Genomic DNA, 19,682 nt, shown 5'->3' on the forward strand with positions numbered 1-19,682 from the left:
TTGTTTGTCATATATATAAATAAGTTGCCAGTAATTTTAAACGAAAAACAATAAAAAATGAGACAGATTCATTTGATACTATTGATTATTTTGACATTAAATAGTTGTGTTAAAAATAAATTAGAACCTAAAGAGCTTTATAACCTAAAAGCAAATGAAATAATTTTTGAAACATTAAAAGAAAACAATTGTAATTGTTTGTTAGAAATTCCAAAACAATCTTTGATTGAAATGAGTAGTTATGAAAATCCAAGTTATGATATTCGTAATTTCTTGAAAAATGAATTAAAAAGTAAAAACAATATTGATCTCGATACTTTGGTAAGTCTTTCGAAAAATTTCACATTGAATATAGATGCATTAGAAAAAAATAATGTCAAAATTATTAACCTTAAAGATATTCCTAAGTTTGGAGATACTATTGGTAACGGCAATGTTGAAAAAAATTTAAAAATGTGTCCAAAAGGGATAATCAATTTTAATAAACCAGTTTTTGATAAAACGTATCAAAAAGCAGTTCTTGATTATAGTTTTGCATTTAGTTGTACAAAGACTTATCCACTTCCAATTTATCAATTTAAAAACGGTAAATGGAATCGAATTAAAAAAATAAAAAAGTAGTGCTAGCGACTAAAAACGATGAGAATAAAAAAAATACGAGGGCATAATAGAATTCATAGACAAATTGAAAAATGGAAAATTGATAGTTTGTCATATAATTTAAATCCTTATCTAGAAAATGAAAACCACCGAGACTACATCAAAATTTATGTGAGCCCTTTTTGTAATCTTTCAATAACGAACAGTATTATTCCTGAACCAAAAGGAAAAACAAAAAAACTGATCTTATCTTCACTATTAGAAATATATTCGTATTGGGAAGAATTGCTAAAAAAAACTGGCAAGCCATTTTATTTAAAAATTTGGCTATTTGAGCCTAGATTTTCTAAATCTCAAGTTGTTTGTGCAATCGGAGATGATATAGATTATTACAAAAATACTTTTACAGCATCGGAAGAAATTATAGTTTTTAAAAATGACCGATACGGTAAAGAAATGCAGTCAGAAATGGAATTAATTGATTGGAAGTTATTTTTAGATGAAGATGTTTATTATGATGATGAAGTTGGAGACAAAGAAATGTATATTTTTGAAAGTGACTATTTTGAATCCAGACGTCGATTTAAAAAAATGATGAAGAAAGAACATCGAGTGAAAAAGTTTGAATGGTTAGGAGAAAATCGAGAATCTTATATTTTTAAAAAAGGGGAAGTTTGGTTAGGAGGAAAGTAAAAACGTTATACAACAACAGTTTTAAGAAATTGGAGCTTTAATGCTAAATTTAAAGATAATCCCGTTCGTGAGCACAAGATTTGACAAATCCCAATAATAGGCTTAATTTAGTCGAAAACATGGTAAGTTATCACGAAATCAACAAAAAAATATTCTTGTAAAAGAAAACTAAAATGAATAAATATAGATTAATATACATCATTTTTTTAATTCCGATTTGTTTATTGGCTCAGAACGCACCGACAAAATCTACAATCCAAAAAATAATTAGAAGTAGTCAAGTGAAAATGAAAAATGGTAAGTTTTCTTTACCTTCAAATACATCATGGGAATTCAATAACATTGACAGTTTGTATTTTAAGAAAGATACTCTAACAGCTTTTGTTTATAAGTCACCAAAACATAAAAGTTTATGTGAATTAGTTGATTGGACATTTTACCGAAAAAATGCTTTTGTTTTTGGTCAAGAATCAAACTGTAAAGAACCGCCGTCAAGAAAGGTTACTCAACATCCAAAAGATTATTTTAAAATTGCAATTTATAATGTTGAAAAAGAAACTATGATTGATATTTTGAGATATGACAAAATGATTGTAGAATCATTTAAAATCCTAAATATTTTAGAAAGCCAAGAGTTAATAGAAATCAAACTATCTAGAAGATTTAATGCAAATTAGCTTACCCTTAATTCTCCGAAGTGTTCAACTGAAAAGCTGCTCAAATATATGATTCTATATTCTTATTTTTCTTATAATAAAATACTCTAGATTAAAAATCCTGAATTTAAAATAAAAAAACTATTTTAGTCATTTGTATTTAAAAACAAATTCCGCTAGTTCTTTAATTTACATTTTTAAACGAAAACCAACTTCAAAAATCAGAAAAAATTATCAATATATTCTATGGCAAAATTAGACCTTAACAGTTTGGAAATTGAATATAAATCATTAAAACCTAAATTTGATAGATTAAAAGATTCAATTATAATACAGGTTGAAGAACTATTGGAATTAGAGAATATACCTTTAGGTTTTCCAATTCAAAATAGAACCAAATCCTGGGATTCAATTGTAAATAAGGTTGAAAGTAAAAGATTTAATATAAAAAGTTCAATTACGGAGTTGCAAGACATTGTCGGGCTGAGAATAATTTTACTTTTTAATAAAGACGTAGAAAATGTATGTAAACTAATCGAAGATAATCTAACCAAAATAAAAAGATACAATACTTCAGAAAAATTATTAGATAATCAATTTGGTTATGCTTCAGAACATTTTGTTGTTAAAATTCCAGAAACTTGGATTAACGTACCTACATTTAAAGATTTAGGAGGGTTTGTAGCAGAAATTCAAGTAAGAACATTATCACAACATACTTGGGCAGAAGCACCTAAACAACTCCAATATAAGCAAGAAGAAAATATTCCTAGAGAGTTATTTCGATCAATTGGAAGGGTTTCCGCATTACTTGAAACCGTCGATTTAGAATTGGATAGATTATTAGATCAGCGTGAAAAATATAAAAATCTTTTATCTTTTAACTTATCAACTGCGATAAATCAAACCTTAAATGTTGATATCTTAGAATCAATACTTAATGAAAAACTTCCGCCAGACAATAAAGCTTATTTCGAAAATTATTCAGAATTAATTGAAGATTTACGAGTATTTAATATTAATACAAGCGAGGAGTTGGAAAAACTCATAAATGATTATCTAATGATTGCGTTAGAATCAGATGAAGAGTTTGTAAATAGTGATTCATATAATGATGAAGATAGGGAAGATATGGAAAGAGCTACGAGAGGAGTTTTTCTTTCCCATGTAGGCTTGATAAGGGAAATGCTAGATAAAAGAGATCCTGAAAAATGGTCAGAGCTTAATATGTCAAGAAGATAAAGAATTTAGCATTAAAAGATTATATATAAAAATGGTTTATAAATTACTCAATATATTCTCAACTGAAAGATAGACTACTAATAATTAGTTTCTTAGTTATCAGTTCAGCTGAAAAACTGCGCAAATGTCTCTGACTTTGCGTAGTTTTTTTACACTTATAAATTATTAAAGTTTATAAAAGTCTCCCGACTTTTTATAGTTATTCTTAATATTGTTTTGATTTCTTTTTTGAAAATTACAGCTAAGAAATTTAGTTTTAAAGCCAGAGACTTTATGACTTATACGTTTTAAATTACATATTTTGCAAATTGGCGCAAAGTCAGAGACATTTGCGCAACGCTTGTGAGATATACTTTGCGGAGCAGGGTTAGTTAACCGTGCCTATTTCCTCGATGTTTATACGGTCAAAAATTGGAATTATTTTATCAAATGTCTTACTATGTCGAAGTGGCTGTGAATCTGTTGTTTTTTTTAATTCTATAAGTTTTAGTTTTAATTCTTCCTCGTTTTCTACACCGAACAACATTTTAACTTTGTTAAAATGCTTCCTTGATAAAAATTTATCAAAGAAGGGAAAACTTTTCCATCGATCTTTATAATGATAAGTAATTGGAAACCATTCCCCCATACAAATAACAGCAATGTAATGACAAATTAAATCTGCATCAATTAAATTTTCTTTGGTATATTTTTCAGGAATTCTCTTAATCATTAAGTCTGCCATTGGACTAACGAAATTACCAGAATAGGTTTCATTATAATATTGTTCAATTGACATTATATAATTGTAGAATACCTCAATACCTAATGCTTGAAGTTTACTTTCATAGCGATTTTCTACAAAATAAGTAGATTTCATTATACCATCAATAAAGTCATATCTTTCATTTTTTAATCCAACAGCAATTAAGTAAAGGAATAGTTCATGTATTATAAACTTAAAATTATCCGAAGAATATCTGTGATTTGATTCTTCGTGGTGTAAATATAGAGGCAATTTTTCTAAAAAACTTATTATAATATCAAGATCAAAATCAAGATCAGTTTTTAATAACTTATTGATGAATTCTATAAAATCATTTCGCAAAGGTGTGTATGAGTTAATGTTATCTAATATTTCTTTTCCGAAAACTAGAAATTCATTACTTGTTGGTTCTAACCTGTAGTTTTGTAGATCACTATAAAATTCATCTAGAAAGTCTTTAATTATTCCATTTAATCGCTTTGGATCTTTGTCTATTTGCACTGAAAAAGTTCGTATAATGGATGAAGTTCTTATTGTAGTTTCAATATTTTCAAACAAGTAGCTTGGTGCTTTGCCCAACTTAGGTCTTGTATAAGAAGGTCTTTTAAAAATGTTCCTCAATAGTTGCTCGTAATTGCTTTCGTAATGATCAAGCGATGAAAGGTCAATATAAACAGTTCCTTTTAAAAAAACGGGTACATGTTCGCTATTGTTCGAATCTCTTTCAGCAATTATGGGTATAAATTTTTCCTGTGAAGTGTTGTTATAAATTTGAGGACTAATAATTTGCGTCTCTGTACCAACTCCGCCCGATCTTCCATTTGCTCTTTCTGCATATTTTTTGTCAAGTATCAATAGCACTTTCTCAATTTCTGGAGATCCAACCATGGATTCCATAAATTTATATTTGTCGTTTCCTGGTTTTAAATCCCATTTATCTAAAACTACCTCTATACCATCAGAAACTAGACGTTCTGCTAGATTGAGAACCCATTGTTCGTGATCGGAACTTGACCAACTGTATGAAATGAAAATTTTCGGCATTTGTTAATTAAGTTTTTATTTGTTAATTTTTATGAAAATTTAAAATTAATAAATTTATCAACGCTTCAATAACTTTAATTATGTTTGTTAAAATAAAATTTCATGCTACAAAAATCCCGATCGCTCGGATATGCGTAACGATAGCGCGGAAATTCTTTCCGTTCTCTTTCCTAATATTAATAAAAACTGGATTTTCTTTTTTAAATCTTTTAAGATATATTTTGCAGGTACGGATTACAAATCCGGCGATCGGGTAATAAATTAAGTGCAGATAATAATAATCAGTCAAATTGAATATATGTCTAGGGTAATTTTTGTTGTAAATAAACTTAAAACACTATTTAAACTTTGAAAAAAAAATACAAATAATATTCCCTAAATTTACGCCAAAATAAAAAAGTTTGCAGTTATGATACTTCAATTGAAAGTTAAAAACTACCGATCATATAAAGAAGAAACAGTTTTCTCTATGGAAGCAAATGATTCTTCTTCTAAGTTATTTAATGTATGGGAAATAGAAAATGAAAAAGAAAGCTTTAAGTTACTTAAGACAGCAATAATATACGGTGCTAATGCTTCGGGTAAGTCAAACATTATTAGGGTATTATTTGAATTAACATATTTAATTTTAAATAAACCTGTAATTGACCAAAAAATTAGGATATATGAGCCGTTTTTATTTGATAAAAATTCTAGTAATAAGCCAACAGAAATCGAATTAAGGTTCAAAGGTCCTAATAATTTAAAATATGAATATAGAGTAATTATTTATAATAATATAATATTAGAGGAAGATCTATATTTCTTTCCTGAGGGAGAAAAAATAAATCTTTTTTCTAGGAAACCATTTGATCCAGAAACTCATTTTCAAAAAGGAACATTAGGAGATTTATACAATAATAAGGAATATAATCTTTTTGAAAACCAATTGTTGTTATCAAAATTCGGTGATGATGAACCACATGAATTGTTGACCCAAGTATTTTTGTATTTTAGAACCTATAGTGTTATAAATGCAACCAATAAAATGCATAGACAACTTACAGAAACAGAATTGATTGACTATCTGTATAATAATGAAATTATTAAAGAAAAATTATCAAAGTTAATTAAAGGAGCGGATACAAAAGTCAATAATATTTTAATTGTAAAAGATCAGGAAAGAAACTTAGGAAATTCAAGAAAGGTTAATTACTCGGTTTTTGGAAATCATGATGTTTATGATAATGATAGAATTATAGAAGAATATAATTTACCTATAAAAGAAGAATCTGTAGGTACTCAATCTTTATATTTTATTGGTGCCGAAGTTCTTAAAGTTTTAGATAAGGGAGGTGTAATAATTGTTGATGAATTAGATACTAGTTTACATCCTTATTTAACGAAAATGATTGTTATGTTATTTCAATCAAATACGACTAATCCAAAAAATGCTCAATTGATCTTTACTACTCATGATGTCTCCCTTTTGGATAAAGATTTAATTCGTCAGGACCAAATTTGGATAGCAGAAAAAAATGAGAAAGGTAGTACTGATTTATATTCATTACAGGACTTTGAAGAGCTAAAAGAAGATGTACCGTTAGAAAGATGGTATTTAGCGGGAAAATTTGGTGGTTTACCTCAAATAAAGTCAATTGAATCCTTATTTGAATAAATTATGTCACAACATTTTAGAAAAACGATACTAATTATTTGTGAAGGGGCTAGGACAGAACCCGACTATTTTAAAGAATTCAGAGATATTATTATTAGTAAAGATGCAGACATCTATATAAAATTAGATCCAATTCCTAAAGATGACAAAGAAAAGGCGGAAATAGAAAAAAAAACAAAGCTTAGAGAAGGTGGAAGAACTCGGGTTCTAAAACATACAGCTATTCAATTTCCAGATTTAATGGTCGAAGATAGATACTTGTCACAACCAACTTATTATGTCAGAAAGGCTCAATTGGGACTAGTAGATTCAGTATATGATGAAGTATGGGCAGTATATGATAAAGATGGACATGCTTCACATCAAGAAGCAGTTGAATTAGCGCAAAATAGAATTAATAATAAAAATGTAAATATAGCATTTAACAGCATATCATTTGAATATTGGATTTTATTACATTTTGAAAGTAATCCAACTGTTTTTCAAAAATCAATGTGTCGTACAAATCTTCCTGATGATAAAAAAGAATATCATTTTTGTGGACAAAATACTCATGCTTTAGATTGTCAAGGTAGAAATTGTGTCTGTGGGAGAATAGTTGATCAGGGTTACTTATTGTACGAAATGCCTAAAAAAGAATTTCTCTTTTCGCAATATTTTCCGAATGTAAATCAAGCAATTGAAAGAGCTGTGAAATTAAAAAACAGTTACAGAGGAAATCATTTACCAGTCTATAATTTAAACCCATACACAACAACTCATAGAATAGTTTTTAAATTATTACAATTACCTGATGTTGATTATACTTGGTTTGAATTTGAGGAAATTCAAAGAGTTGGTAGTTTTTCATTTTCATTTCAAATTCAAAACTCTATTTTGGAAATTGAAGTAATAAATAGTGCAAATGAAAGACAATTTTTAAATATTGAAGATATATGTTTTATTAATAGTAGTGGTAATATTCAAGCATTTGGTCAGCGAAGCTTAATTGATGATAATTTTTCATTTCAGATAGATTTAAATAGCATACAAGGTTTTAATGCAACTTTTATTGCTATTAAAAAAATTGAAAATCAATATTTGATTACAGAATTACCTTATTAGCGTATTTTGATTTTTTTCTCATATTTGAAAAAATCCCCCATTCACCTAAGAGTTTTTATGCAAAAATGTGCGGATGTTTCGTGACTTCGCACTGATAATCTCGATCAGATAAAAAAAATAATTCTCATAAACAATTATTTATTAATCAATTTCTCAAGCCTAACCATCATTTCATCTTTCTCTTTCAACATTCTTTCATAAAGAGCAATTTTTTCTTCATGAAGTGAAATCAATTTTTCAATTGGATGAATATTAATTGTTCCGTAATTAAAAGAATTACTGAAAGCGTGTTCTCCAAAAGTATTAGAAATAATATTCACTGCTTGTTCCTCATCAAAATTCTGAAAAGCTTCCACAGGAATTTTTAATGCATGTGAGATTTGATCCAATATATCATTTTCAATTACATCTTTTTGCTCCAGCATAGAAATTTTCTTTTGGTTCCAGTCATTTCCCAGATCAAAAGCTAATGCTTCTTGTTTTATGCCAAGCATTTCTCTGAAGCGTTTTACGTTTCTTCCCTGATGTATTTTCTGTTCCATAATGAATATCAATTTTACTGAAGGCTCAAAGATAAAGCCATTTGGCTTAAAAATCCTGAGTTTCAAAGATAAAAAAATATCCCATAAAACATCAATTTTGTCAGATATTATATCCGCATTCCGAATAAATTATCCTTTTGAAAAAATAGAATTTCGCTTGCGAATTTTAAAAAATTTCTGTTTTGATATTGTTATAATTAATTCAATTTATCAACCGGAATAAAATCAATTTTCAAATATCATATTATTACTTTTGTGCTATCTTTCAAAGATAAATTATAATTATTTGTAAAATTTAGACATGAATCAACGACATATAAGAAACAGACTTTATATTAGTCCTGAAGAACAAGAATTAATAAAAAATACTCCCGTATTATTAGGCGGCGCGGGTATAGGCAGTGTTATTGCCGAATGTTTATTAAGACTGGGTTTCGAAACCATGACCATAATAGATGGCGATGTTGTTGAATTATCAAATTTAAACAGACAAAATTATACCGAAAAAGATATTTCAAAACCTAAGGTAGAAGCTCTTAAAGAAAGATTACTTGCGATTAATAGTGAAGCGAAAATTACAATTCATAATTGTTTTTTAACACCCGAAAATGCCGAAGATTATATAAAAGATCATAAAATTGCCATAAACGCTTTAGATTTTACTTCAGACGTTCCGCTTTTGTTTGACTCTATTTGCCAGAAAAAAAAGATACCGGTTTTGCATCCGTATAATTTAGGATGGGGAGCATTGGTATTGGTCATTTCAGATGATGAAGGATTGGATGTTTTAAGAAAACCGGACCAAAAATTTAGCGAAATTAATGTCGTCGATTATGTTTTAGAATATATGAGATATTGGGAAAATCCGCAGGACTGGCTCGAAAAAATTCTGGGTGAATATATAAATGAAAACAAAAATATTTCGCCTCCGCAACTTTCTATTGCTTCCTGGTTAGTGGCCGGACTATGCAGTAATATTGCGTTTGATATTTGCACCAATAAGCGTATAAAAGTATTTCCGGAGTTTTATTTAACGACAATCAGATAAAAAAAACATGAAATCTAAAATGGTAATCTAAACAGATTACTTTTTTAGATTAATTTATTGCTGGTTACAAAAGCAATTGCTTCTGAAATATTCGTTACTTCTAATTTTTCAAAAAGTTTTCTTCTGTGAAATTTTACCGTATCGGGCGAAATAAATAGCGCTTTGGCAATTTCATTTATAGTAAAACCCCTGGTAGAAAATTGTAAAATTTCTTTGTCTCTTTTAGATAAAGTAATTTTTTTAGAATCTTCCCAATGATTCAGTTCAAGATTATACTTTAGAACTGTGTTTTCTCCGTTTCTGTGTATTTTGATATTACCCGCCTTACGTTCAGATGATAATGAAATAATGCATATTGCTTTCCATATTTTTCCACTTGAGGTCAAAAAAACAGGAGTAAGTTTTTGATTGATTAAAATTAATTTTCCTTCCTGATTTCTTAAATGAAAATCATAAGATATGGTATAAAGAGTGCGATCTTCTAAGGCTGTTTTTTCATAAAAATCAAATCCAACCATATTAATTTTTAATAATAATTCTAAATCGGCTTCAGGAACATGTTTAAAATAAAATGAATAGCCCATTTCAAGGACTTCTTCTGCCGTGTTGCCGCATAAAAATAATGGGTTGTCAGAAACAAACTCAAATCCTTGTACTAAATAATCTATAACATAAAGACTTGTGTATGTTGCTCTTGCAAATGCCTTAATAGGTTCTAAATAATCAAATATTTTAGACCTTTCTTCATCTGTCATACCATAAATGGTATTTCTGGAATCAAAAAAGGAGTTTAAATCCTGTTCTTTCATTTGGATAATTTTGATCAAATTTAATTTTTTTTCTTGTTATGTGTGACAATAATCACACAGATCTTTGAAAAAAAATATTTTATTATAACTTATTGATTATTAGTTTTTAGACGCTTTGTGGGTTACATTAACTATAGCGTTTTCTTTTAAAATAAATAAAGTCAATATTTACTAAAAGCTGGTTGGTCAATTCTTCTTTATCACATCATTTTATCTCTTCATAATTATATTTTAAAGACAATATTATGCTGCAATATAATTTTTTGCAGATGGCTTAATACTACTATTTAGTGTAGTAATAGTGCAGTTTTCTACAATTAGTTTTGATGGTAACCAAAAGCAAATGGACTCTCATGACTATTAACCAGAATTACCTTCAAAGATTAGAATTAGATCAATTAACAGAATTAGCAAAGTTTGTAGTAGAAGAAAACTTTAATCATCATTGCGAGAATGTAAGTACCGAAAAAATTGACACAGATACAGAAGAAGTTTATAATGAAGAATTGAATTATTTTAAAGATTCGGAAATTTTTGTTGCCAAAGATTTCTCAGGAAATATTCAAGGATCGATCAGAGTAATTAAATGGGATTATGAGACGAAGCTTCCGCTTCAGAAAATTTTTGATATTAATCCTTTAAATGTTTTAAATCTTTCAGAAAATTTATCCTCTGTTTGGCACATTGGACGATTTGCGACGAAAAGAAACATAAAAGATAAAACACTATTTAGAAGACTAATGGTGTGTGCAATTGCTCCTTTATGCGAGCAAAAAAAAGGAATTGCTTTTGCAGAGTGTGATAGCAAACTGTTAAGAATTATGAATTTGCTTGGTATACAAGCCGAAGTTATAGGAAATTCTATTAATTATCTGGGTTCTGAAACGATACCGATAGCAATGAGTTATGATGGTTTGAAAAAGTTTTATGCTGATAATAAATTTTTGATAACATCTGATAATATTGATAAAATGCCTAATAAAACATTTCAAAATAAGGAGTTTAAATACTCTGTACTAACAGCTTAAAATATTATGATGTATGATAATTAATGAATTCTCTGCAAATACGGTATAGATTAATAATCTTTGATAAGTGCGAAGTAAAAGTTGAATTTTAAGAATAAATAAAATGATTTTAACAGAAGAACAAAAAAAAGGCCAGGATGTGTTTTTTAAGATAATTACAGAAGCCTGGGAAAACGATGATTTTAAGGAATCATTAATTACTAATCCCGAAGAAACATTAGAAAAATTTTTTGGGAGAAGTTTGCCAAACGTAAAAAAAATTAAAGTAACAGATCAGTCTGATCCGGAATATTTATACATCAATATTCCGATACAGCTAAAGCATACTGATCAGGAATTAAACGAAAAAAAAAAAGCAAATTAAACAGGGCAAATTCATGTAACTCTGTTATTACAGACTATGAAAGTTTGTATAATTCTTTGCGAAACATATATAAATAGGGCCAACGTCAAATTTCGTAATAATAATGAATAATACACTTACACTCGAACGAATTGATCAAGTTGTATCAATTGATTTATCTTATGAACTTAAAGCTTATTTGTTTAACAAATTCTCGTTAAATGATGACTATGAGGTATCTAGTATTGTCGAAGATGAGGGAATTCAATTTTGGAAAGAAACGTTATTTAATTTTTCCGGCAGAAAAGACATTTTTGGTCTATTAAAAGAATGTTACTCACCATTGAATTTTTTGATTGAAAAAGAAAGTGATAAAATAGAACGCTATATCGATGTTGTTTTAAAAGGAAAAACGAATGATATAAAATTAAAGCATTATCAAAAATTAGAAGATTCAAAAAATATCAGATTTGAAGTTCATGAAAGCATCGCAGGCAAAATCCCGGTTTTAATCATACCTCACAAAGAAGATTTTGCAAAAATAGTACAATGTTTAGTTTATAAAAATAATCCGGTAACCATTCCTTCATCAATGGGAGCCGTATTATTGAATGGTCTTAACAATTCGAAACGATTAAATACGATCAAAAAAAACTGGTTGCAAAATAATCCATCAGGAGATTGGAACACAGAATTTTTAGATAATGTAATGCCCAATAAATCTTTATATAAAGATAAAATGATCATTTTAAGCACAAAACCTTACAGCAATGTAAGGGCAAGCCAATTAGGATTAACAGAGGATTTATGGAATTCATATTCAGTTTCTATTCGAAAAGAACATGAATTTACGCATTTGTATACGCTTAAAAAATACGGACAAGCCACCGATAATTTGCACGATGATTTAATAGCCGATTACATTGGTATTATTAAAACTACATGGAATTATAATAAAATGTGGATGTTAACCTTTATGGGTTTAGAAAATTATCCTCATTACAGAGAAGGTGGCAGATTAGAAAATTATCTAAAAGATGGTAAATTATCTTCGGATGATTTTAGACAATTGATTAAAATTGTAAAAAATGCAATCGAAAACATCGCTATTTTTGATAAATACATCGGAAAACTTAGATCGACCAGAGATCAAATGTGCAGAATTGATGCACTTTGCGAAATAGGATTAATCGATTTGGCATCTGCAAATGGTGCCGATTTATTGATTGAGATTTATTATGAAAATTTTCATCGCGAATTATTTTAAATCTATTCTTTTTAAGATTTAAAAAAAAACGTTTTCCGAAGAGTTCTCTTGGAAATCGGTATTATATCCGCATTTTGAATAGATTATCCTTTTGAAAGAACGCAATTTCGCTGGAGAATTTTAAATCTTCGTAGTATGAAAAAGAATAAAATATCCTTCGACACTGGCTTTTGGGCAAGCTTTGTGACAGGAAATCCATTTAAGGCAATTAATGCCTTTTTTGACTTTGCACATCTTGATTACTATAAACAGAGTTTAACTGAAGCGGTAATTTATAGTTATAAAAGAAAAGTCTGTAAACAAGACAATCCTTCTGATGTTTTTATTTTGTATACTGCTTTCAGCTCTTTTCTTAAAGTTTGTTATTGTCTGAAATATAAAAGCAAAAAATGGAAAGTGAAAGCGTCTTTGCGCTGTGAAACGGTTTTTCATCTTTCTTCGCTAACGAAAGAAGAATACGATAATCCTTTTATTGTATTTCAAAAAGCATTTGATGAAAAAAAGCTTGAAGAATTTGAATTATTTCTATGCCAAATCCTGGAGCTTTCATTGTCTCCCCATGCCGGAGATCCTGAATCTGACCTCACGACGCCTTATATTCATTTAACCAAAATGCTCGATGCAGTAGAACTAATGCGAGAAAGGGGCGTTGAGAAAATCAATAAAACGAATCAGATTGATTTTGTAACACAATAAAATATCCCGAGTGCAATAAATTCTATAGGATAGGGAAGGGCAGAAGGCAACCATTATGAAAGTTGCACACCCAACGGTTTACAATTAATCTTTATATTTGATCATTAAATTAATAATAATGAGCCAAAAACCAAAACCGTATGCCTTAATAACTGGCGCCAGCAAAGGCATTGGAAAATCTATTGCTTATGAATTGGCTAAACAGGGTTATTCGCTATTGCTTGTTGCAAGAAATGAAGAAGAATTAAAAGCACTATCTGATGATCTTCAAAGTAAATACGGCATCAATACTGCTATTTTATCGATTGATCTTTCGATAAATGCTGCATCGCAAAAAGTAATCAATTGGATAAAAATGAATAACTATCCGGTTGGGGTTCTGGTTAACAATGCTGGTTATGGTGTTTGGGGCAACTTTAGTGAATCTTCTCTAACCGATCAGCTTGGCATGATGCAGCTTAACATGAATGTAGTTGTAGAACTTTCGCATTTATTAGTACCCATACTTTCACAAGAAAAACAAGCCTACATTTTAAATATATCGAGTACTGCTGCATATCAAGCTGTACCTACGCTGGCTGTTTATTCGGCTACAAAGGCTTTTGTTTTATCGTTTACCCGTGCTTTGCGTTTCGAACTTGCCCAAACTTCAATTTCAGTAACTTGTTTTAGTCCGGGTCCGGTAGATACTGGTTTTGCTGCAAGAGCTGGTTTAGACGCTTTTAGCAAAATGGCTGAAAAGTTTAATATGCAGCCTGATGAAGTTGCCAAAATTGCAGTAAAAGCCATGTTCAACAAAAAATCAGAGGTTATTCCGGGTTTTACAAATATCATTTCGGTTTATGCCAACCGTATATTACCAAAGGCATTTATAGAAAAAACGGCAGCTGGGATTTATAAAATTTAATTTTTTCAAAAAAAATAAAAAAATATTCTTTGCAAAAGAAAAATTTATATTATGTTTGTATTAAATTCTACTAATTCTATAGAGTATGTTAAATAAAAGAAAAAATATGGTTAATTTATCTGAAAACCGAATGCACGCCAATACACTAATGTGTTGTTGCTGTTGTTGTTATTCTGTTTTAGATAAAATTACAAACTATATTATTTCATTTATTAAATCTATATTATCATGGTATCTTCTTATAAAACCTTTACCCTTACTGAGCAATTAACTAATGAGCAAATAAACTTTTTTAACGAACATGGCTTCATCCATTTCAAAAAATTTATAAATCCGGAAACGGTTTCATCAATTATTGATGCCTCGAAACAAGTGGAGCAAAATTGGATTGAAAACGATCTTCAAAAAGTAAACGGTGTTCCAATAAAATATGGAAAAGATTTAGATGGCGCTGCTATTGTACAACGTTTTGCTTTTATCAATCAACATCATCAAACCTTAAGCGGTCTTTTACTTGATCCTAGATTTAATGGTTTATTGCCATTGGCAGGCGATGGCGCAAGATTAGGAACTGAGGAAAAAGATGGAATGGTTTTCAATCATTATATCAATGGGCCAGAAAGTAAGTTTACTAAAATGGGCTGGCATACAGATGGTTTGAGAGATATTTTTTATGGTGCAAAATTAAACCCAATGCTAAATGTAGGTATTCACTTAAGCACTTTAAAACCTGAAAACGGCGGGCTTAAAATCATTCCGGGTACTCACAAGCAAAGTATTTATCAAATGCTTTTCCGTAAAAAGTATTTTTTGGATAATAAACCCGATTCACAGGAAGTTTCTATCACTCCGGAAGCTGGAGATTTAACTATTCACGATGGTCGTTTATGGCACAGAGTTGCAGAATCATCTATTCGTGGCGAAGAGAGTAGAAGAAGGGTTATTTATATTCCAATTATAGCAGGAAAATATGCTCCTAAAAATGAAAACAGTCCAACGGTTTTCTATCAACGTTTTGCGGGCATTGTAAAATAATTATGCTGATTATTATCGCATTTAGTTATCTGGTTAGATCAGGTAAACTAAAGAGTACCACAGATTTTTTTAAAAATACCCAAAGAAAAATAAAACTAAAAATTGCAAAACTAGAATTGGCTATAGTATCAGGCTTACAAATATTGGGCTAATGATGGGAAAAGAAACACAGGTTGAAGATTATAGTTCAATTGTAGAAAGAACATTTTCAGACCGTAAGCGAACTAATATTTTAAAAAGAGCAGAAGAGTTAACGATTGTATTTTTGCTTTCAAAAGTGCCTAAATTTATTTCGCCAAATGTACTCACTTTAATTGGTGTACTTGGTTCTGGATTGGTTTTTTTAGCTTTTGTTTTAGGTACATATTTAACAAATTGGTATTTGCTTTTGGGTATTATCGGTTTGGCTATAAATTGGTTAGGCGATTCTTTAGATGGAAGATTGGCTTATTATAGAAATATTCCGCGTCGTTGGTATGGTTTTGCACTCGATATTATTGCCGACTGGATTGGTATTGTACTTATAGGCTTTGGCTACTACATTTATGCTAAAAATGGCACACAAATAGTAGCCTTTGCTTTTGTCGCATTGTATGGCTGGTCTATTATCATTAGCCAGTTACGCTACAAAATTACAAATGAATACAGTATAGATTCAGGCTTTGTTGGTCCAACAGAACTGCGATTTATTATTGCATTAATTTTAATTATAGAAGTTTTGTTTCATGGATCAATTGCATATTTGGCTGGTTTAATCACTATTGTTTTATTTATAATCAATACCATTGATAGCTTCAAACTTTTGGAGTTGGGTGATTTAAGAGATAAAAACCAAGATTAATATGTTCAGGAAAAAATCTATTTTGACTTTTCTACAAGCACAAGTTGCGGCATTTTTAGGCGGCATTACTGATTATGGCTTAATGATCCTATTAACAGAAGTATTTAAGTTGCATTTTACCTTTTCTATTCTAATCTCCGGAACCGTTGGAGCAGTTATCAATTTCAGCATCAATAGATTTTGGGTCTTTAAAAATCAATCCGGTTATAGCAGTCCCATCAATAAACAGCTTTTTAAATTTGCGTTGGTCGTATTGGGAAGCATTTCCTTAAAATCATTTGGTACGCTTATTTTGCAAAAAGTATTTCAAATCGATTATAAAATCGGAAGATTAATCACAGATAGTTTTGTTTCTTATGGATTTAATTATCCGCTGATTAAATATTGGGTTTTTAAGACTAGCAAAAAACAAAATGTAACCGAATCAAATTAATCCGTTAGGTGAAATTACTTCGTCTGTTCGCTTCACTCGGGTCAAAAAAACAATAAACACATAGAAACATAGGTTTTAGATGTGTAAAAAGAATATAAAAAAAGAAACTAGTTTCTTTACACATAGCTATGTTTGTTTTAAACAAGTGAAACGCCTTTTTTAAGCATCACTTATCTATGTTTCTATGTGTTAAAATAATTATGCCCAACGGGTTATATAAATATGTTGTTTATGAACAAACTATCATTTAAAAATTTTACAAAATCACTAATCGTTATAACGATCTTAGTACATATAATTTCTGGAAAGGTGTCGGCACAATCCAAAAATCCATCACCATTACATTTTCCAACGCCCAAAAACATCGATAATATGGTATTTTACATTCAGCGGGATCCAAATATAAACACTGCTATTTATGCTGTAAATTATCAGGAAAACGGAAAAATAAACATAAGCAATCCAATAAAAGCGTATTGGATTCGATATGCTGAGAAAGGAGAAAAAAAAGATTTTAGTTATATACAACGCAAATTTGCATACGGAATAGAAAGTAAAACGGTAAATAATGAGGAGTTTGAGCTTCAATTTGTATCATATAAAAATTTATCCTTAACCTTGAAGAAGATTGATTCAGATCAAAAATATCATGTTTTTGTAAGTGTAAATCAGAAAAAAATTCAGGTAGAAAAAATATTCGTTCGTATTGAAGGAGGTTCTTTTTGGTTACCAAATGTAAAGTATGTCGAAGTTACCGGAATTGATGCTTCCTCAAATAAAACTATTACGGAAAGAATGTTGTTATAATAAAAATTAGAAAGTTCCAGGTGTGTCGATTCTTTTCTAAATATTAAAATAAAAGTTATTCGTAATTTTACAATTTTCCATTTGACACAATGATTTCCGCAACGATAGCGCAGATTTGCAATCTGTGGCCGCAAAGTAATTTCTTCAAAACATAAATAAAAAGATTAAAATTTTCCGTTATACTTTTTATTTTTGTAAGAAAAAAGACGTGTCAATAAAGTACAAAGCAACAACAACTGAGGAAGCATATTTTATAACTATAACTGCTGTAGGATGGATAGATATATTTACAAGACTAAATCAGAAAAATATTTTAATAAATGCTTTAAAATATTGTCAGGAAAACAAAGGTTTGGAAATTTATGCTTACTGTATTATGAGCAGTCATATTCATTTGATTTGCAAAGGAACGAATGGTTTTGTATTATCTGATATTATTAGAGATTTTAAAAAATTTACATCAAAAAAAATAATACAGACTATAATAAATGAACCTGAAAGTAGAAGAGAATGGATCCTTGAATATTTTCAAAAATCATGTGAGCATTTAAAAAAGGATCAGAATTATAAAGTTTGGCAAAATGGTTACCATGCAGAACATATTTATAGCAATAAGTTTATTAAGCAAAAAATAGATTACATCCATAATAATCCTGTAAAAGATAAAACTGTTAATTCGGCTGAAGATTATTATTTTAGTTCGGCAAGGAATTATTCCAACTTAGAAAATGATTTAGATGTTGTTTTGTTATACTTATTTTAAAATACTCAACTGTTGTCTTTACTTAGCTTTGCGGGCACAGATTACAAATCTGCGCTAACGGGCGGGATAGCTATAAATCAATTTTTAACTTCCAAGATTAAAGAGGAATAACAATGGAAGTATAAAGGCTATAAATTTTCCACCCTAGTGATTCATACAAAGATTTTCCTTCTTCTGTGGCAACTAAAAAGTTTTTGGAAATGCCTTTTGATAATGCAATTTTTTCAAGTTCTTTCATTAAAACTGTTGCAAGACCTTTTCTTTTATGATTATCATCAGTCAAAATTCTGTCATATACCGCCAAGTCGTCAACAAGAATGAGGCGCCCTGTGGATGCTACTTCGCCTTTTTGAGTAACTACCTTAATCAGAGAAGTTGAATTATAATGCGTTATTTCTAATTTATAATCGTTGTGTAAACCTATATTAGGAATAGCCATCGGATGAAAACAAGACATCATATAACCTTGAGGTTGAACTATCCATTTCTCTGATATATGATGTTTTAATTCGCTTGGGTGAGAACAAACTTTTAAAAAGACCCAAGGTTCATCTATATCTTTTGTAAGCTGAATAAAATCGTTATTAAGTTCAGTAAAAACATAGCGAGTTTTTTGTTTTTCAAGCCCCACATCAACCTTTAAGCCAGATCTAAATTTAACAGGCAATGGCAATTCTCTTGATATACTCCAAGCTTTAAGCCAGTTTTCAATGATATGTGAAGAAATAGATTTTTCCATGGTTAAATATTATATACAAATATAAAAAAACACAGGCCTGCATTTATATTTTTAAAAAGCAGGTGGCAAGTTATTACAAAGTTTTTCAGCGTTATTACAAATTAGCATTGCAACTATTTGATATAGTTTTATTTTGTTATAAAATTGCTCTCAGTTTAAAGACAAAAACTGTCTTATTGTAGAACTTTTTTCCTTAAAATGTATTGCACTATGAAATACAAAAATATATTATTAGTCAATGATGATATTGATGATGCAGAGACTTTTGTATCAGTCTTGAATGCAATTAATAATAAAATTATATCTACAGTTGAAGACAGTGCACTTGAAGCTCTAAAAAAGCTGCAGGATTCAAAATTATTACCAGATATTATTTTCCTGGATTATAATATGGCATATCTTGATGGAACTGGATTTCTTAAATTACTTCGCGATATAAAAGGTTTAAAAAAAATTCCAGTTATACTTTATTCCCGAAATTCAGAAGTTATGCTGCAGGATGCCATAGGGAAATTCAAAAGAGTAAAGTTTTTGAAGAAGCGTACGAACTTTAGAAAGCTTTTTGAATCACTTCAAAAGATAATTATGGTTTAAAAGTCTTTAAATAAAAGATTAGTTACTTGAAATTATAACTCCGCTCTCCGAAGTGTTCTTATGAAAAGCTGTTCGAATGTCTCCTGACT

Annotated in this window: 22 protein-coding genes; 18 read left to right on the forward strand and 4 right to left on the reverse strand. The window is 29.4% G+C overall.

Annotated features, from left to right (window positions below; translation table 11 throughout):
* Nucleotides 1-57: 57 nt before the first annotated feature.
* From GKZ86_RS06090 to GKZ86_RS06105, 4 genes are all read left to right on the forward strand, one after another.
* Nucleotides 58-621, forward strand: coding sequence for a hypothetical protein (locus tag GKZ86_RS06090; RefSeq protein ID WP_154782211.1), 564 nt, complete (start codon nt 58-60; stop codon nt 619-621).
* A gap of 18 nt (nt 622-639) precedes the next feature.
* Nucleotides 640-1,293, forward strand: coding sequence for a hypothetical protein (locus GKZ86_RS06095; RefSeq protein WP_154782212.1), 654 nt, complete (start codon nt 640-642; stop codon nt 1,291-1,293).
* A 173-nt stretch (nt 1,294-1,466) separates the two neighbouring features.
* Nucleotides 1,467-1,970, forward strand: a complete 504-nt coding sequence (locus GKZ86_RS06100; RefSeq protein ID WP_154782213.1) for a hypothetical protein — start codon at nt 1,467-1,469, stop codon at nt 1,968-1,970.
* A 225-nt stretch (nt 1,971-2,195) separates the two neighbouring features.
* On the forward strand, nt 2,196-3,191 hold the full coding sequence (locus GKZ86_RS06105) for a GTP pyrophosphokinase family protein (RefSeq protein WP_154782214.1): 996 nt from the start codon (nt 2,196-2,198) through the stop codon (nt 3,189-3,191).
* A gap of 367 nt (nt 3,192-3,558) precedes the next feature.
* Here GKZ86_RS06105 and GKZ86_RS06110 read toward each other — a convergent pair whose 3' ends face one another.
* On the reverse strand, nt 3,559-4,980 hold the full coding sequence (locus tag GKZ86_RS06110; RefSeq protein WP_154782215.1) for a toll/interleukin-1 receptor domain-containing protein: 1,422 nt from the start codon (nt 4,978-4,980) through the stop codon (nt 3,559-3,561).
* 409 nt (nt 4,981-5,389) lie between these two features.
* On the opposite strand from GKZ86_RS06110, the gene GKZ86_RS06115 reads away from it, so the two are divergent.
* Together GKZ86_RS06115 and GKZ86_RS06120 are read left to right on the forward strand one after the other, a co-directional pair.
* The gene (locus GKZ86_RS06115) at nt 5,390-6,637 is read left to right on the forward strand and encodes an ATP/GTP-binding protein (RefSeq protein ID WP_154782216.1); all 1,248 of its coding nucleotides are present in this window, start codon (nt 5,390-5,392) and stop codon (nt 6,635-6,637) included.
* Nucleotides 6,638-6,640: 3 nt separating this feature from the next.
* A complete protein-coding gene (locus tag GKZ86_RS06120; RefSeq protein ID WP_154782217.1) occupies nt 6,641-7,741 on the forward strand; it encodes an RloB family protein in 1,101 nt (366 codons plus the stop codon).
* A 134-nt stretch (nt 7,742-7,875) separates the two neighbouring features.
* Here the strand turns inward: GKZ86_RS06120 and GKZ86_RS06125 are convergent, their stop codons facing one another.
* Nucleotides 7,876-8,283, reverse strand: coding sequence for a helix-turn-helix transcriptional regulator (locus GKZ86_RS06125; RefSeq protein ID WP_154782218.1), 408 nt, complete (start codon nt 8,281-8,283; stop codon nt 7,876-7,878).
* Nucleotides 8,284-8,584: 301 nt separating this feature from the next.
* Here GKZ86_RS06125 and GKZ86_RS06130 point away from each other — a divergent pair, with 301 nt between their 5' ends.
* Nucleotides 8,585-9,331, forward strand: a complete 747-nt coding sequence (locus tag GKZ86_RS06130; protein ID WP_154782219.1) for a ThiF family adenylyltransferase — start codon at nt 8,585-8,587, stop codon at nt 9,329-9,331.
* A gap of 44 nt (nt 9,332-9,375) precedes the next feature.
* Here the strand turns inward: GKZ86_RS06130 and GKZ86_RS06135 are convergent, their stop codons facing one another.
* Nucleotides 9,376-10,140 carry a response regulator transcription factor gene (locus GKZ86_RS06135; RefSeq protein ID WP_154782220.1) on the reverse strand — a complete coding sequence of 255 codons (765 nt, stop codon included), beginning with the start codon at nt 10,138-10,140 and terminating at the stop codon, nt 9,376-9,378.
* Nucleotides 10,141-10,493: 353 nt separating this feature from the next.
* On the opposite strand from GKZ86_RS06135, the gene GKZ86_RS06140 reads away from it, so the two are divergent.
* The 10 genes from GKZ86_RS06140 (at nt 10,494) to GKZ86_RS06185 (ending at nt 18,260) form a co-directional block, all read left to right on the forward strand.
* Nucleotides 10,494-11,168 carry a hypothetical protein gene (locus GKZ86_RS06140; protein ID WP_154782221.1) on the forward strand — a complete coding sequence of 225 codons (675 nt, stop codon included), beginning with the start codon at nt 10,494-10,496 and terminating at the stop codon, nt 11,166-11,168.
* 103 nt (nt 11,169-11,271) lie between these two features.
* The gene (locus tag GKZ86_RS06145) at nt 11,272-11,532 is read left to right on the forward strand and encodes a hypothetical protein (RefSeq protein WP_154782222.1); all 261 of its coding nucleotides are present in this window, start codon (nt 11,272-11,274) and stop codon (nt 11,530-11,532) included.
* Nucleotides 11,533-11,635: 103 nt separating this feature from the next.
* Nucleotides 11,636-12,778 carry a hypothetical protein gene (locus tag GKZ86_RS06150; RefSeq protein WP_154782223.1) on the forward strand — a complete coding sequence of 381 codons (1,143 nt, stop codon included), beginning with the start codon at nt 11,636-11,638 and terminating at the stop codon, nt 12,776-12,778.
* 135 nt (nt 12,779-12,913) lie between these two features.
* Nucleotides 12,914-13,474 carry a hypothetical protein gene (locus tag GKZ86_RS06155; protein WP_154782224.1) on the forward strand — a complete coding sequence of 187 codons (561 nt, stop codon included), beginning with the start codon at nt 12,914-12,916 and terminating at the stop codon, nt 13,472-13,474.
* Nucleotides 13,475-13,592: 118 nt separating this feature from the next.
* Complete coding sequence (locus GKZ86_RS06160) at nt 13,593-14,381, forward strand: SDR family oxidoreductase (RefSeq protein ID WP_154782225.1); 789 nt, start codon at nt 13,593-13,595, stop codon at nt 14,379-14,381.
* A 228-nt stretch (nt 14,382-14,609) separates the two neighbouring features.
* On the forward strand, nt 14,610-15,416 hold the full coding sequence (locus GKZ86_RS06165; RefSeq protein ID WP_154782226.1) for a phytanoyl-CoA dioxygenase family protein: 807 nt from the start codon (nt 14,610-14,612) through the stop codon (nt 15,414-15,416).
* Between the two features lie 151 nt (nt 15,417-15,567).
* A complete protein-coding gene (locus tag GKZ86_RS06170) occupies nt 15,568-16,257 on the forward strand; it encodes a CDP-alcohol phosphatidyltransferase family protein (protein WP_228526542.1) in 690 nt (229 codons plus the stop codon).
* A gap of 1 nt (nt 16,258) precedes the next feature.
* Nucleotides 16,259-16,690 carry a GtrA family protein gene (locus GKZ86_RS06175; RefSeq protein ID WP_154782227.1) on the forward strand — a complete coding sequence of 144 codons (432 nt, stop codon included), beginning with the start codon at nt 16,259-16,261 and terminating at the stop codon, nt 16,688-16,690.
* 231 nt (nt 16,691-16,921) lie between these two features.
* Nucleotides 16,922-17,497, forward strand: coding sequence for a DUF4833 domain-containing protein (locus tag GKZ86_RS06180; protein ID WP_154782228.1), 576 nt, complete (start codon nt 16,922-16,924; stop codon nt 17,495-17,497).
* 208 nt (nt 17,498-17,705) lie between these two features.
* Nucleotides 17,706-18,260: a transposase gene (locus tag GKZ86_RS06185; protein WP_194632455.1), complete on the forward strand. Its 555-nt coding sequence runs from the start codon at nt 17,706-17,708 to the stop codon at nt 18,258-18,260.
* A 97-nt stretch (nt 18,261-18,357) separates the two neighbouring features.
* On the opposite strand, the gene GKZ86_RS06190 is transcribed toward GKZ86_RS06185, so the two are convergent.
* Nucleotides 18,358-18,999, reverse strand: coding sequence for a GNAT family N-acetyltransferase (locus GKZ86_RS06190; protein ID WP_154782229.1), 642 nt, complete (start codon nt 18,997-18,999; stop codon nt 18,358-18,360).
* Between the two features lie 210 nt (nt 19,000-19,209).
* On the opposite strand from GKZ86_RS06190, the gene GKZ86_RS06195 reads away from it, so the two are divergent.
* Nucleotides 19,210-19,593, forward strand: coding sequence for a response regulator (locus tag GKZ86_RS06195; RefSeq protein WP_194632456.1), 384 nt, complete (start codon nt 19,210-19,212; stop codon nt 19,591-19,593).
* Nucleotides 19,594-19,682 lie beyond the last annotated feature (89 nt).

Source organism: Flavobacterium sp. LC2016-13, assembly GCF_009707955.1.
Taxonomy (GTDB): domain Bacteria; phylum Bacteroidota; class Bacteroidia; order Flavobacteriales; family Flavobacteriaceae; genus Flavobacterium.